This window comes from Rhizobium sp. 007, assembly GCF_015353075.1.
Classification (GTDB): domain Bacteria; phylum Pseudomonadota; class Alphaproteobacteria; order Rhizobiales; family Rhizobiaceae; genus Rhizobium.
This window is the reverse complement of record NZ_CP064187.1, coordinates 858,662-873,483: the sequence shown is the minus strand read 5'-3', so window position 1 is coordinate 873,483 and position 14,822 is coordinate 858,662. Positions and strand designations below refer to the sequence as shown.

Here is a 14,822-nt window from a genome sequence, read left to right as displayed (position 1 = left end):
CACAAAAGAGATGTGCCCAAAAATGTTTGGTCGAACATTTCAACTCTTAATCTTTTGAAAACCATAACCTCGCATTGATTTCAGCAGTATCGCAAGCGTCACTTTCATAACCGCCACTTCAATTGTTGCCAGGATCATCTCCATGATGCCGCTTAAGACAAGCGATCAGACACAGCAGACCGCAACGCCGCGTTCCATGCGCATTGTGACCGAAGGGATCGGTACCGATCTTGAGCATTTCAGTTTAGCCAACACGCATGTGGTGAAGCAGATCAAGCTGCTGGCGATCAACGCACTGATCGAGGCCGCTCGCGCGGGCGAGACCGGCAAGGGCTTTGCCGTCGTTGCCAACGAGGTACAGCGTCTGGCGCAGGTTGCAAGCGATATCGCGGGAAAATTCGAGAGCAACGTCCTTGGCCGCATCGGGCTGTCGCGGACGATGGCGGAATCGCTGGTGAACGAGATGGAAGGCGTGAGGTTGACGGACCTTGCGCAAACCCTCGTCCAGCTTATCGTGCGCAACCTCTTCGAACGGACGGCCGACGTGCGATGGTGGGCAACCGATACCGCATTGTGGCAGGCCCTGCAGGAGCCGGGCAGCGACAAGGCAAGCTTTGCGTTCGAGCGGCTCGGCGTGATAAACCGGTTCTACACGGTCTATCTGGACCTCGTGCTGACCGATCTTTCCGGGCGTATCGTCGCCTCGGCAAATCCCGAGTTCCAGCGCAAAGTCACCAACCGTTCGCTTGCCGGCGACGCCTGGTTCCAGGCGGCGGCGCATTGCAAGTGCGGCGACGACTACATCGTCGACGAGGTCCGCCCCAGCCCGCTGCACGACGGCCGGACCGCGCTTGTCTATGCCACCGGCGTCCGCGAAGGCGGCAAAGTCGACGGGGCGATCGTCGGGACGCTCGGCGTCTATTTCGACTGGCAGAACCAGGGACAGGCGATCGTCGACAAAGAGGCCAACCTGCCGCCGCAGGTCGCGGAAAAGACGACCGTCATGCTACTCGATGGCGCAAGCAGGATCATCGCCGCAAGCAATCCGGCGCTTCTCTTCACCCACTTCGCACTGCAAAATCAGACAGGCCAATCCCGCGGCAGCTACTACGACAACAACGGATCGATCGTCGCATTTGCCAAGACCTTGGGATACGAAGATTATGACGGTCTCGGGTGGCACGGCGTCGTCGTCCAGCGGACAGAAGACGATGCTGCCATAAGGGCCGCGCTCAATCTCAGATAGTGCACGCTCGTCCGCTTGTCATCTAAGCATCTCCGCCAATTGCGGCAATCAAACTTGCACTCCCTCCATTTCGCTTTAAGTTTAGTTCAGACTTTAATGTGATGATGCTGCAAAACCTACGGCAGAGCATTCGCGTCTGTCCCAGCCCATATCGATAAAGGTCTTCAGGGAACACTATGCGTACAGACACCGGCCAGGTCATCAATCTGGCAGACTACCGCCCCACCGATTTCGTTCTGGAACGCGTGGACCTGACCTTCGACCTTGATCCCACAGAAACAAAAGTCGAAGCGCGATTGATCTTCCATCGCCGCGAAGGTGCCGATCCGAAGGCGCCGCTTGTTCTCGACGGCGACGAGCTTTCACTTTCCGGCCTGCTCTTCGACCAGATGGAAATGCCGCCGGAGCAATATACGGCGACAGCCGATAGCCTGGCCGTCTACAACCTTCCCGCAGCCGACCCCTTCGAACTGACGATCTCAACGATCATAAATCCGCAAGCCAATACCCAGCTGATGGGCCTCTACCGCACCGGCGGTATCTACTGCACCCAATGCGAGGCCGAGGGCTTCCGCCGCATCACCTATTTCCCAGACCGTCCGGATGTTCTGGCGCCCTATACTGTCAACATCATCGCCGACAAGGCCGCCAATCCGCTTCTGCTTTCCAACGGCAACTTCCTCGGCGGCGCCGGCTATGGCGAAGGCAAGCATTTCGCGGCCTGGTTCGATCCGCATCCGAAGCCGAGCTATCTCTTCGCGCTCGTCGCCGGCGATCTCGGCGTCATCGAGGACACGTTCACGACGATGTCCGGCCGGGAGGTCGCCCTGAAGATCTACGTCGAGCACGGCAAGGAGCCGCGTGCAGCCTATGCCATGGACGCCCTGAAGCGCTCCATGAAGTGGGACGAGGAGGCCTTCGGACGCGAATACGATCTCGACATCTTCATGATCGTCGCCGTTTCCGACTTCAACATGGGGGCGATGGAGAACAAGGGCCTCAATATCTTCAACGACAAATATGTTCTCGCCGATCCGCAAACCGCAACCGATGCCGACTACGCCAATATCGAAGCGATCATCGCGCATGAATATTTCCACAACTGGACCGGCAACCGCATTACCTGCCGCGACTGGTTCCAGCTCTGCCTCAAGGAAGGCCTGACCGTCTATCGCGACCATGAATTCTCGTCCGATCAGCGCTCGCGTCCGGTCAAGCGCATTGCCGAGGTCCGGCATCTGAAGTCGGAGCAGTTTCCGGAAGACGCCGGCCCTCTCGCCCACCCGGTTCGTCCGACGAAGTATCGGGAAATCAATAACTTCTATACGACAACGGTCTACGAGAAGGGCAGCGAAGTCACCCGCATGATCGCCACCCTGCTCGGCAAGGAGACTTTCAAAAAGGGCATGGACGTCTATTTCGATCGCCATGACGGCCAGGCGGTCACGATCGAGGATTTCGTCAAGTGCTTCGAGGATGCGAGCGGCCGCGACCTTGCGCAGTTCTCGCTTTGGTACCACCAGGCCGGCACGCCGCTCGTCACCGCCTCCGGCAGCTACGATGCGACCGCCAAGACCTTCAGCCTGTCTCTGGAGCAGATGGTTCCGGCGACGCCGGGCCAAACCGACAAGAAGCCGATGCATATCCCGCTCAGCCTCGCCCTCTTCGGCGAAAACGGCGGCAAGATCGAGCCGGCCTCCGTCGAAGGAGCCGAATATACCGGAGAGGTGCTGCATCTCATCGGCAGAACGCAGACTGCTGTTCTCCACGGCATCGGATCGCGGCCAGTCGTTTCGATCAACCGCAGCTTTTCGGCGCCGATCAACCTGCATCTCGACCAAAGCCCCGCCGACCTCGCGCTGCTCGCCCGTCACGAGACGGACCATTTCGCTCGCTGGCAGGCGCTGACTGATCTGGCATTGCCGAACCTGCTGAAGGCAGCGCGCGATGCGCGTGAAGGCAGAGCGATTGCCTGCGAACAGACCTCCATCGATGCACTGCTTCATGCCGCCGCCGACGAGAGCCTTGAGCCCGCCTTCCGCGCCCAGGCGCTCGCCCTGCCGAGCGAATCCGACATCTCCCGCGAACTCGGCAGCAACAACGATCCGGATGCGATCCATGCCGGACGCCAGGCCGTCATGAAGCAGATTGCAGATCGTGGAATCGCAATCTTTACCGGTCTCTTCGAGAAAATGACCACGCCGGGCGACTTCAGCCCTGACGCAAAGAGCGCCGGCCGCCGGGCGCTCCGTAATGCCGCGCTGACCTACCTTTCCTATGTGGAGAATGGCCCAGCACGCGCCAAGGCTGCGTTCGACGCCGCCAACAACATGACCGAGAGGCTGCACGCGCTGACGGTCCTGGCTCACCGCTTTCCCGAAAGCGGTGAAGCGATCGCCGCTCTTTCAACATTCCGGGACCACTTTGCGGAGAACGCCCTCGTCATCGACAAGTGGTTTTCCGTGCAGGCAACCATCCCTGGCCCCAGCGCGCTCGACCGGGTCCGCAAGCTGATGGAAAGTCCGCTCTTCAATCGCACCAATCCGAACCGCGTTCGCGCGCTTGTCGGCACGTTTGCCTTCACCAATCCCACCGGCTTCGGCCGGGCCGATGGCGAAGGCTATCGCTTCCTGGCGCGCGAGATCCTCGATATCGACCAGCGTAATCCGCAGCTTGCTGCCCGCATCCTGACATCCATGCGTTCATGGCGGTCGCTGGAGCCGGTGCGCGCCGGTTTGGCCCGCGCTGCTCTGACGGAGATCGAACACGCACCCGCCCTTTCGACGGACGTTCGCGACATCGTCGAGCGCACGCTGAAGGGGTGATTTGCTCGCCACAGGCGCCGCGCGAGCCTGCGGCGCTTCGAAACGTCTCGGCAAAAAAACAGCACTTATAGATAGTTAACAGATTTTTACCTTTCCCTCTGGACACGGCGAATCAGTAATGATTCATTGAGTGAGGTTCGAGCGAGCGGCGCTGCGAATCACACGAGGGATCAAGGCTGGTGATGATGAACGTGCGGCGGGCAACTGCGGCCGGAGGGCGGCTGCGTGTTGATTTTGAGGGGCTTCGTGCCTGGCACGGCAATGCCTCCAACCGCACCGCGGCGATCTCCAAGCCGATAGCAAGCCGCCTTCCGCACACCGAAATCATCCTAAAGCGCGCCATCCCGGCACTGATCGTAGCCTTCCTTGCCGTCGTCGCAGCCTCGCATCTTTTCGGGATGATGTCGGAATATACCCGCATGGGCGCAGCCGCCCGGCATGCGACCGCACTTTCGGCGGCGACCGCCGCGGCCGTATTTGCCGATTCCAGCGATCTCTTCGACAACGGCAGAGCCGCCGAAGCCCAAGCAAAACTTGCGAAATTCCTGCCACAGGACCGTCTCGGCAGCGGCTCCTTCATTCTGCTCGTGCAGACGAGCGGCAAAGTCTTCGCCGCATCCACCGCGGGCCTTGCCTATGTCGGATCGAATGCCGGCGATTTCTTTCCCGAGGTTTCCGCCATCCGCCGCTTCGGAGATCGGGCCGGCGTCATTGAAACGACGATCAGCGGCAATCCGCATTACGCCGAAATCACCCTGGTCGGCAGCACCGGCGGCTATATCATCGCAGCAACCTCGCTGGACGAGATCGGCAGGCTCTGGCGCGAAGAGCTGACACTCAACGTGACGCTGTTTGCCGGCATTTCTTCGATCTTGCTGGTAATCCTTTACGCCTACTACATGCAGGTCAAGCGCGCCCGGGACGCCGACGAGATCTTCGTCGAATCGAACCAACGCGTCGAGACAGCACTTTCGCGCGGCCGCTGCGGGCTTTGGGATTTCGATTTCGACAGCCGAGAATTCTTCTGGTCGCGTTCGATGTACGGCATGCTCGGCCTGCCGGCTTCCGACAGATCGATTTCCTTCGGCGACGCGGCGCGGCTGATGCATCCGGAAGACGGTGGGCTGCACGAGATCGCGCGCTCGATCGCCAAGGGCAGTTCCGGCCAGGTCGACCAGATCTTCCGCATGCGCCATGCCGGCGGCCACTATGTGTGGATGCGCGCCCGCGCCCAGATGATCCGCAGCAATTCCGGCCGCGTCCACATGATCGGCATCGCGATGGACGTGACCGAGCAGCATCGCCTCGCGCAGCGTTACGCCGAGGCCGACCAGCGCCTTGCGGACGCGATCGAATGCACGTCGGAAGCCTTCGTTCTCTGGGACAAGAATGACCGCCTGGTGATGTGCAACGCCCACTTCCAGCAGGCCTACGGGCTCCCAGACAGCGTCCTCGTTCCAGGCACCGAGCGCAGCGTGGTCAACGCCGCAGCCGCCCGGCCGGTCATCGAGCGCCGCATGGCGGATGCCGATGGCGCCGGCCATTCGCGCACGACCGAGGTCCAGCTTGCCGACGAGCGCTGGCTGCAGATCAACGAACGCCGCACCCGCGACGGCGGCATGGTTTCGGTCGGCACCGACATTACGCTTCTGAAGCGCAACCAGGAGCGCCTGCGCGAATCCGAGCGGCGTCTCATCGCGACCATCGGCGACCTCAAGGCATCGCGTCAGACGCTCGAAAGTCAGAAAGCTGCTCTTTCGGTCGCAAACGCCAACTACCAGGCCGAGAAGGAACGCGCGGAAGCGGCGAACAAGGCGAAGTCGGAATTCCTTGCCAACATGTCGCATGAGCTGCGCACGCCGCTCAACGCCATCCTCGGCTTCTCCGAAATTCTGCAGAACCAGATGTTCGGCCCGCTCGGTTCGCTGAAATACGACGAATATGCCCGCGACATCCATGACAGCGGCAAGCACCTGCTCAACGTCATCAACGATATCCTGGATATGTCGAAGATCGAGGCAGGGCACATGAAACTGCACCGCGAGAAGATCGATCTTGCGCCGCTGATCGAGGAAAGCCTGCGCTTCACCGCCATTCCGGCCGCCCAGAAGAACATCGTCATCGAGCAGCGCGTTTGTGATGGCATGACGCTGACGGCAGACCGCCGCGCCATGAAGCAGATCCTCCTCAACCTTCTCTCCAATGCGGTGAAGTTCACCAACGACGGCGGCCGTATCGCGCTCCGCACCCGCCGCGATGCGGCAGGCGTCATCGTCACGATCGCCGATACCGGGATCGGCATCCCGCACGAAGCGCTCACGAAGATTGGCCAACCTTTCGAGCAGGTTCAGAGTCAATATGCCAAGAGCAAGGGCGGTTCCGGTCTCGGCCTCGCCATCTCCCGCTCGCTGACGGCGCTTCACGACGGCAAGATGCGTATCCGTTCGCGTGAGGCGATCGGCACCGTCGTCTCGTTCCGCATTCCGGACGGAGCGCGTTAGGAATTCACCGTCGTCTGGAATATCTTCCGGACAGCCTTCGAAAGCCGTTTGATCTCGCCTTCAAGCGTCTTGACGTCCGGGCAGTCCCCTGCCCTGCACACCAGCTCGGTCAGCCCGGACGGCGCCTCGGCGGGATTGAAAGGCCCGTCGATGCAAAGCCGGATCAGCTGCGACAGCTCCGTATAGAGCGTGAACGCCTCCAGGCAGAGGTCGAGGTCGGCCGCCGGCAGGAGCTTCGCCCCGAGCGTCTTCAGCGCCTCGCCGGTATTCATCCCGCCGATCTTCGCCGTTACGCTCCTCGCCGGCGCGATCAGCGCCAGATATTGCGCAATGAATTCGATATCGATTACGCCGCCCGGAATAAGTTTCAGATCCCAGATGCCGTCCGGCGCTTTCTCCTTGTCGATCAGTTCGCGCATCTCAGCGACGTCGCGGCTCACCTTTGCGGCATCGCGTCTCTTTGAGAGAACATCGCGGATGATCCGTTCCGCCTCGCTCATCAGGCTCTGATCACCACAGATCAAACGGGCGCGGCTAAGCGCCATATGCTCCCATGTCCAAGCCTCGTCGCGCTGGTATTTCTCGAAAGACCTGATGCGCGTGGCGACCGGGCCTTTGTTTCCCGAGGGGCGAAGCCGCATGTCAACTTCGTAGAGAACGCCTTCGGCGGTCGGCGCCGAGAACGCCGCGATCAGACGCTGCGTCATGCGGGTAAAGTAACGCACGGCATCCAATGGCTTCCCGCCGTCGGATTCGGAAGCGGCATCGTCATAGTCGTAGAGCAGGATGAGATCGATGTCGGAGCCCGCCGTCAGCTCGAAGCTGCCAAGCTTGCCCATGCCGGCAATGGCGACCTTGCCGCCGGGAAAATCGCCGTGTGCCGCCCGCATTTCCTGCCTGACCGCATCGAGCGCGGCTTCGATCGCAAGGTCGGCCAGATGGGTGAAGGCGCGAGCTGCCATCCGCCCGTTGATCGCGCCGGTCAAGAGCCGGATGCCGATCAGGAAGCGCTGCTCGGCCGCAAAGATGCGCAGCCGGTCCAGCACCTCCTCGTAGTGGCCCGCCTGCGCCAGCGATGCCTTCAAACGTTCGCCGAGATAGTCACGCGTCGGCAGCTCCGCCATCAGTCCCGGATCGAGCATGCCGTCGAAGACGTGCGGCTTGGCGGCGATCACCTCGGCAAGCTTTGGCGCCGAAGACATGATGTTGACGATCAGCGAAAGCAGCGCCGGATTGCTGCCGAGCAAGGAGAAAAGCTGAATACCGGCCGGCAGGCCGGAAATGAAGCTGTCGAAGCGCAGCAGCGCCTCGTCAGCCCGCTTGCTTTCGCCGAAGACGCGAAGCAGCTCCGGCGCGAGCTCCGTCAGCCGCTCCCGCGCTTCGACGGATTGTGTCGCGCGATAGCGGCCGTAATGCCAAGTGCGGATAATGCGGGAAATATCGGACGTGCGCTTGAAGCCGAGCTTCTTCAGCGTCTCCAGCGTATCCGGATCGTCGGCCTGGCCCGTGAACACCAGATTTCCGGTATCGGTCGACAGCCTGGTCTCCTGCTCGAAGAGCCGCGCATAGCGCCGCTCCACGGTCCGCAGCACCTCCACCAACCGCTCAGCAAAACTCGGCGTATCCGTAAAGCCCATCATGAAGGCGATGCGCTTCAGATCGGCCTCTGTTTCCGGCAGCAAATGCGTCTGCTCGTCGCGCACCATCTGGATGCGGTGTTCCACATCACGGAGAAACCAGTAGGCCTCTGTCAGTTCGTCGCGGGTTTCCGCATCGATCCATTTCGCCTTGGTCAGTTCGGCAAGCGTCTCCTCCGTGCCGCGGCTGCGCAGCGCCGGCATGCGCCCGCCGGCGATCAGCTGTTGCGTCTGCACGAAGAATTCGATCTCGCGGATGCCGCCGCGGCCGAGCTTGACATTGTGCCCCTTGACCGCAATTGCGCCGTGACCCTTGTGCGCGTGGATCTGCCGCTTGATCGAATGAATGTCTGCGATCGCCGCATAGTCCAGATATTTGCGGAAGACGAAGGGCGCAAGCCCGCGCACGAACCCCTCTCCCGCCTTCATATCCCCGGCAACGGGCCGCGCCTTGATGAAGGCTGCCCTCTCCCAATTCTGGCCGCGCCCTTCATAGTAGATCATCGCGGCATCGACCGGGATCGCAAGCGGGGTCGAACCGGGATCGGGACGTAGGCGCAGATCGGTACGGAAGACATATCCGTCGGCCGTGCGCTCCTGAAGGATTCGCACCAGCCGCCGCATCATCCGCGGAAAGATGTCGATCGCATCATCCGGATCAGGCACGATGCCGGCATGCTCGTCGAAGAAAACCACAAGATCGATATCGGATGAATAGTTCAGTTCCGATGCGCCGAGCTTTCCCATCCCGAGCACGACCAGACCGGAACCTTCGCTCGGATTTTCGGCGTCCTTCAATTGCAGTTTGCCGGCCTCATGGGCAGACAGCAGCAGATAGTCGATCGCGGCCTTGACCGAGGCTTCGGCCAGGGCGCTCAGCCAGGCCGTCGTCTGCCGCCCGTCGAAGAGCCCGGCGAGATCGGCGAGAGCGACAAGAAACGCCACTTTCCGCTTGATGGTACGCAACCGGCTCATGACGGCAGATTCGGCAGGCGAAATCCCGTCGTCGGGCTTCCAGCAGTCGCGCGCCTCAGCGATCAGCACTTCGATCTGCGGCTCGACAGGCGATGAAATCGCAGCAGCGAGAACCGCATTGTCTATAGTGGCAATCTCGCGAAGATAGGGCGAAAGCGTCAGTACCGCAGCGATGAAGTCGGATAGCGGTCCACCTGCCTTCAGCAGTGCCGCGACGGCCGGTTCGTGTCTGCCGATATCCTGAAGGTCGGCGAGCGCCAGCTTGAGCTCGGATTGGTTCAGCGGTCGCAATAAACCGCCACCCACGTCCTTCAGGCTGTGTGTCGAATTCGTCAGCATTTCACCTCCCGGTGCCGCCGCGCCCGGAATAAGCGCTGCCATACGAGCCCCTAACCTAGGGTCACAATCCGGGGCGGCCAACCCTAAGCAGGCTTGACGGGGAAAATCACGCTGACGGTAAGGCCACGACCGTCTTCTTTTTCCGGATCTGTATCGGAAAGCTCCAGCGTGCCGCCATGCAGTTCCATCACTGCCTCGACCAGCGAAAGGCCAAGCCCCGTGCCGGGCTTCGACCGGCTCTCGTCAAGCCGCACGAAGCGCTTTATGACATCCTCGCGCTTGTCGGCGGGGATGCCCGGCCCGTGGTCGGCGACCGAAAGGCAAATGCCGTTGGGCCGGCGCAACAGCTTCAGGCTGATTTCACCGCCCTTGGCATCCCCGGAATATTTGATCGCGTTGTCGATCAGATTGAAGATCGCCTGGCCGATCAATTCGCGGTTGCCTTGGATGGATATGCCGGGTTCGATGCTGGATGTCAGCACCAGTCCGGCCTCATCCGCAACCGGCTCGTAAAGTTCGGCGCTGTCGGCAACAATCGTCGAAAGCTCGATTGGCGACATCTCCGCGGCGACAGAACCCGCTTCCACGCGCGAGATCATCAAAAGCGCATCGAAGGTTCGGATCAGTTGATCGGATTCCGAAATGATCCCGTCCAGAGCCAGGCGGCGCTGATCCTCATTGGCCGTGTCAATCGCATCAGCGGCCTTGTTGCGCAGGCGCGTCAGCGGCGTCTTGAGGTCGTGGGCAATGTTGTCGGAAACCTGCCGCAGGCCTTCGTTCAGCTTTTCGATGCGCTCCAGCATCGTGTTCAGCGAAACCGACAGGCGGTCGAACTCGTCGCCCGAACCGCCGACCGGCAGGCGCTGCGAGAGATCGCCCGCCATGATCTTCTTGCTTGCGGCGGACATGCGATCGATCCGCTTCAGCGCGTTGCGGCCGATACCGAACCAGATGATGATGGCGCCGAGGCCCATGATCGCAAGCGCGATCATCAGCGCCTGGCGCACCAGCACGCGGAAGCGCTCGGGCTCGCCGAGATCGCGGCCGACGAGAATGCGCAGGCCGTTGTCGAGCACGAAGATATTGGCGATCGCCATGTGGCGGCGGTCGACCCCGCTGTCGGCGTAGCGTTGATAGAAGAAGGGAACGGAGGTCCAACCGGTTTCCTCAAAGACGCCCGGCTGCACCGAGGCGACGTTGCCCGCAAGGATATCGCCCGACGGGCCGGCGATGACATAGAGATTGGCGCCCGGCTGACGCGTGCGGCGCTCCATCGCGCGCAGCAGCGCGTTCATGCCCCCCAGATCATACGCACGCCTGACCACATCGACTTCTTGCTGGACGGCCTCGCGGATCTGCCCGCTGAGCAGCCGCTGCGACATCGCCGTCACGTAGAAGACGAGCGTTGCGGCGCAGATTGCGAAAAGCAGGATATAAAGGGCCGAAAGGCGGACTGCGGTGGACTTGAAGAGAACCCAAAAACGGCTCATCCCTCGTCCTTGATCATGTATCCCGCACCGCGGATCGTCTTCAGCAGCGGCCGGCTGAAGTCCTTCTCGATCTTCGAGCGCAGGCGCGAGACATGCACGTCGATGACGTTCGTCTGCGGATCGAAATGGTAATCCCAGACATGCTCGAGCAGCATGGTGCGCGTGACGACCTGCCCGGCATTCTTCATCAGATATTCGAGAAGGCGGAATTCGCGCGGCTGCAGCGGAATTTCCTTGCCGCCGCGCCGGACTTCATGGGAAAGCCGATCGAGTTCGAGGTCGCCGACGCGGTAGACCACGTCCTGCTCCGGCGTCCCCTTGCGACGGCCGAGCACTTCGACACGGGCGAGAAGCTCGCTGAAGGCATAGGGCTTCGGCAGATAGTCGTCGCCGCCGGCGCGAAGGCCGGTCACGCGGTCATCGACCTGCCCCAGGGCGGAAAGAATGAGAAGCGGCGTATGGACGCCCTTGCGCCGCAACTCGCTGATGACGGAGAGCCCGTCGCGGCGCGGCAGCATGCGGTCGATGACGATCACGTCGTAGCTGTTTTCGGACCCCATGAAGAGCCCGCTTTCGCCGTCGCTTGCATGATCGGCGATGATGCCCGCCTCGCGAAAGGCCTTCGTGAGGTAGGCCGCGGCTTCGAGATCGTCTTCGATGATGAGAATCTTCATCCGGCCGACATTACCTGCCGGTTGCGTTTGGGCAAGGCTCAAAGCGTCATCCTGTTGCAGTGGGGTCATCGCCGTCGTCCTTGAAAAGATGGAGAAAGGGAGCCGCGCGGAGGTCGGATCGCGGCTCCCCTTTTTAGGCCAAGGTGGGAGGATCAGCCTTGGCCGTTGATCGGCAGCGCAACGAAGCGGCTGCCTTCCTGGGACTGGATCTGGAAAAGAGCCCGGGTGCGGCCGTCCTTCTTCGCCTGGTTCAGAACCTTGACGACATCATCGGCGTTCGAGACCTGCTGGTTGTTCACCGAGGTGATCTTTTCGCCTTGCTTGATGCCCTTGTCGGCAGCATCCGAATCCGCGTCGATGCCGGTGATCGTCAAGCCCTTGCCGTCATCGGAGGGGCCGACCGTCAGGCCGAGATCGGCAAGCGCCTTTTCGGATGCCGGTGCCTCAGGCTGCGGTGCCGGACCACCATTGTCGTCGTTGGAAGCGTCCTTCTGGTCAATCGGCAAGGTGCCGAGTTCAACGGTGAGGGATTGAGCCTTGCCGTCGCGCCAGACCGACACTTCGACCTTGCTGCCAGGCTGCATGGCGCCGATTCGGCGGCTCAGATCGCGGGCATCCTTGACCGTTTCGCCGTTGACGGCAGTGACGACGTCGCCTGCCTTCATGCCCGCCTTCTGGCCCGGCGTTCCATCCTGAGCCGAGACGACCAGCGCGCCGTTGGCTTCCGATAGGCCGAGCGAATCGGCGATGTCCTTGGTAACCGGCTGGATCTGTACGCCGAGATAGCCGCGCGAAACGGTACCGTCCTTCATCAGGTCGGCAACGACGTCCTTGGCGGTCGAAGCCGGGATCGCGAAGGCGATGCCGACGCTGCCGCCCGACGGCGAGAAGATCGCGGTGTTGATGCCGACCACCTGGCCACTGAGGTTGAAGGTCGGACCACCGGAGTTACCGCGGTTCACGGCTGCGTCCACCTGCAGGTAGTCGTCATAAGGACCGGAGCCGATATCGCGGCCACGGGCCGAAATGATGCCTGCCGTTACCGTGCCGCCGAGACCGAACGGATTGCCGACCGCCACGACCCAGTCACCGACGCGGACATTGTTGTCGTCAGCCCAGTTGACATAGGTGAACTTGCGGCCCTTTCCGTCAACCTTGAGCACTGCGAGGTCCGTGCGCGGGTCCCTTCCGATCAGCTTGGCGTCTAACTCGGTCCCATCGGTCATGACGGCAACGAAGGCCGAGCCGTCGGAAACGACGTGATTGTTGGTGACGACATAGCCGTCCTCGGAAATGAAGAAGCCGGAGCCCTGCGCGACTGGGCGCAGGCGGCCCTTGCCATCCGGTGGGCCAAACCTTCTGTTCGGACCGCCCTGCGGACCGTTCGGGCCTTGTTCGCCGAACTGCCTGAAGAAGCGCTTCAGCGGGTGGTCGTCGGGAAGATCGTCGAAACCGCGGCCGTTGAAATCGAACGCGAAGCCGTCGGTGCTGTCGGAGGCCGGATTGATGCGGGATTCGACGCGAACGGAAACGACGGCCGGGGAAACGGCGTCGACGACATTCGCAAAGCTCGGGACCGACGGAGCTTGAACATTGACAGCTTCGGCGTAGGAGCGCGTGATCTCAAGCGGCACACCGGTTGCAAACACGGCGGCAGCGAGACCTGCGACCGTGGACGCCTTCAGCATCGTTTTGAGGGAGGGAGTCTTGAACATTTTAGGCACCTTCTCTTCTTCTTGTCTTCGTCCCGGCCAATGCCGGATCGGTCGATGGATGAAGATATAGGATGCCGCACCTTACTGCGAACTGTCCGCATAATGAAAAATTCGTAATGTAGGAATAAGCGACGCTCTATAAATTTCAATGTCCGAGGCAGCCTCGACGGGTTGAGCGCCGTACTTCTTGCTCCCCCAGATATATTCATGATATCTTAAATATTCTTCCGATCCGGCGAGGATGCCTTGGGGCAAGGGTCATGCGATGAGGGTTGTCGGAATATCTGCGTTGGGTGTCTTGCTTGGGATCTCGCTCGCCTGGGCTGGTCCTCTGCACGATGCGGCAAAGGACGGCAATCGCGAACATGCCGGCCAGCTTATCGATCAGGGCGCGAATATCGCCGAGCCGGATGCGGCAGGAGAGCCGCCTCTACTGATCGCGGCACTTGCCGGAAACAAGGATATCGTCGCACTTCTGCTCGAAAAAGGCGCCGATATCGAGATCAGAAACAAGGGCGGGCTGACGGCGTTGCACGCGGCAGCCTATGGCGGGCACCACGATGTCGTTGAACTGCTCGTATCGAAGGGTGCGCTGATCAATGATGAAAAGAACTTCTACCAAATGTCGCCGCTTCATGCTGCGGCCGAAGAAGGTCATGCCGATGTCGTCGCATTTCTCGTCGCGCACAAGGCAAACATAGAGGCGAAGGAACGCAACGGCTACACGCCGCTGACGCAGGCCGGATGGCGATCCCACTGGGATGCCGCAGACCTGCTGTTGAAAGCGGGCGCTGTTTGCCAGCAGGCCGACCTGGTCGGCGACTGGCTGTACGGCGAGTGCACGAAGCGGAAATAGCGCTTGCTGCATCTCATCGCCCGAACTGGGAGAATGGACACATGTCATATCGCAAGCAGACAGGCGGCGCTGCCGCCTATATTATCGCTGGCGCCGCGATCCTCTTGGCGTTTGTGCAGCCGGCATCGGCGGAAGAGCCGGTGAATACCGGCTATTTCGGGGACGTGGCGATCAAGGGCTACGATCCCGTGGCCTATTTCACCGAGAACAAGGCCGTGGAAGGATCTCCGGTCTATTCGTATCGGTGGCTGGGTGCCGAATGGCATTTCACCAGTTCCGAAAACCGCGACCGCTTCATTGCCGAACCCGGCAAATATGCGCCTCAATACGGCGGCTATTGCGCTGATGGCGTTTCCTTCGGAACCGTCACGACCAATATCGACCCGAAGGCATGGCGGATCATCGATGGCAAGCTCTATCTGAGTTACGATCCCGGTGCCGCGGAAGGCTTCGAAAAGAAGCCGACCAAGGTCGTCGACTCCCAAAAGCACTGGTCGGAGGTGCAGAGCACCTTGATTTCCGACAAGGTGCGCAAGGACTGGCAGGATATGTCGGCCGAGTGAG

At 61.2% G+C, this 14,822-nt stretch carries 9 protein-coding genes; 5 read left to right on the top strand and 4 right to left on the bottom strand.

Annotated features, from left to right (window positions below; all coding sequences use genetic code 11):
* Nucleotides 1-142 precede the first annotated feature (142 nt).
* From ISN39_RS04225 to ISN39_RS04215, 3 genes are all read left to right on the top strand, one after another.
* Nucleotides 143-1,246, top strand: coding sequence for a methyl-accepting chemotaxis protein (locus tag ISN39_RS04225; RefSeq protein ID WP_194729280.1), 1,104 nt, complete (start codon nt 143-145; stop codon nt 1,244-1,246).
* A gap of 176 nt (nt 1,247-1,422) precedes the next feature.
* Nucleotides 1,423-4,071: an aminopeptidase N gene (gene pepN, locus ISN39_RS04220; RefSeq protein ID WP_194729279.1), complete on the top strand. Its 2,649-nt coding sequence runs from the start codon at nt 1,423-1,425 to the stop codon at nt 4,069-4,071.
* Nucleotides 4,072-4,253: 182 nt separating this feature from the next.
* Nucleotides 4,254-6,572 (top strand): PAS domain-containing sensor histidine kinase, encoded by a 2,319-nt coding sequence (locus ISN39_RS04215; RefSeq protein ID WP_194730102.1) that lies wholly within the window; start codon nt 4,254-4,256, stop codon nt 6,570-6,572.
* Here the strand turns inward: ISN39_RS04215 and ISN39_RS04210 are convergent.
* The 4 genes from ISN39_RS04210 to ISN39_RS04195 form a co-directional block, all read right to left on the bottom strand.
* Complete coding sequence (locus tag ISN39_RS04210; protein WP_194730101.1) at nt 6,569-9,523, bottom strand: bifunctional [glutamine synthetase] adenylyltransferase/[glutamine synthetase]-adenylyl-L-tyrosine phosphorylase; 2,955 nt, start codon at nt 9,521-9,523, stop codon at nt 6,569-6,571. The two genes, ISN39_RS04215 and ISN39_RS04210, sit on opposite strands and share 4 nt — an antisense overlap.
* Before the next feature lie 83 nt (nt 9,524-9,606).
* Nucleotides 9,607-11,013, bottom strand: a complete 1,407-nt coding sequence (locus tag ISN39_RS04205) for a HAMP domain-containing sensor histidine kinase (RefSeq protein ID WP_194729278.1) — start codon at nt 11,011-11,013, stop codon at nt 9,607-9,609.
* The gene (locus ISN39_RS04200) at nt 11,010-11,756 is read right to left on the bottom strand and encodes a response regulator transcription factor (protein ID WP_028739555.1); all 747 of its coding nucleotides are present in this window, start codon (nt 11,754-11,756) and stop codon (nt 11,010-11,012) included. The genes ISN39_RS04205 and ISN39_RS04200 overlap by 4 nt, the downstream gene beginning before the upstream one ends.
* A gap of 83 nt (nt 11,757-11,839) precedes the next feature.
* Complete coding sequence (locus ISN39_RS04195) at nt 11,840-13,402, bottom strand: Do family serine endopeptidase (protein WP_074067098.1); 1,563 nt, start codon at nt 13,400-13,402, stop codon at nt 11,840-11,842.
* Between the two features lie 265 nt (nt 13,403-13,667).
* On the opposite strand from ISN39_RS04195, the gene ISN39_RS04190 reads away from it, so the two are divergent.
* Together ISN39_RS04190 and ISN39_RS04185 are read left to right on the top strand one after the other, a co-directional pair.
* The gene (locus ISN39_RS04190) at nt 13,668-14,258 is read left to right on the top strand and encodes an ankyrin repeat domain-containing protein (RefSeq protein WP_194729277.1); all 591 of its coding nucleotides are present in this window, start codon (nt 13,668-13,670) and stop codon (nt 14,256-14,258) included.
* Nucleotides 14,259-14,299: 41 nt separating this feature from the next.
* Nucleotides 14,300-14,821, top strand: a complete 522-nt coding sequence (locus ISN39_RS04185; protein ID WP_194729276.1) for a YHS domain-containing (seleno)protein — start codon at nt 14,300-14,302, stop codon at nt 14,819-14,821.
* The last annotated feature ends 1 nt before the right edge of the window (nt 14,822 follow it).

What these genes read in the sequence shown, in the direction of transcription:
- ISN39_RS04225 (WP_194729280.1), top strand. Translation starts at nt 143, where the DNA reads ATGATGCCGCTTAAGACAAGCGATCAGACACAGCAGACCGCAACGCCG.
- pepN (WP_194729279.1), top strand. Translation starts at nt 1,423, where the DNA reads ATGCGTACAGACACCGGCCAGGTCATCAATCTGGCAGACTACCGCCCC.
- ISN39_RS04215 (WP_194730102.1), top strand. Translation starts at nt 4,254, where the DNA reads ATGATGAACGTGCGGCGGGCAACTGCGGCCGGAGGGCGGCTGCGTGTT.
- ISN39_RS04210 (WP_194730101.1), bottom strand. Translation starts at nt 9,523, where the DNA reads ATGCTGACGAATTCGACACACAGCCTGAAGGACGTGGGTGGCGGTTTA.
- ISN39_RS04205 (WP_194729278.1), bottom strand. Translation starts at nt 11,013, where the DNA reads ATGAGCCGTTTTTGGGTTCTCTTCAAGTCCACCGCAGTCCGCCTTTCG.
- ISN39_RS04200 (WP_028739555.1), bottom strand. Translation starts at nt 11,756, where the DNA reads ATGACCCCACTGCAACAGGATGACGCTTTGAGCCTTGCCCAAACGCAA.
- ISN39_RS04195 (WP_074067098.1), bottom strand. Translation starts at nt 13,402, where the DNA reads ATGTTCAAGACTCCCTCCCTCAAAACGATGCTGAAGGCGTCCACGGTC.
- ISN39_RS04190 (WP_194729277.1), top strand. Translation starts at nt 13,668, where the DNA reads ATGAGGGTTGTCGGAATATCTGCGTTGGGTGTCTTGCTTGGGATCTCG.
- ISN39_RS04185 (WP_194729276.1), top strand. Translation starts at nt 14,300, where the DNA reads ATGTCATATCGCAAGCAGACAGGCGGCGCTGCCGCCTATATTATCGCT.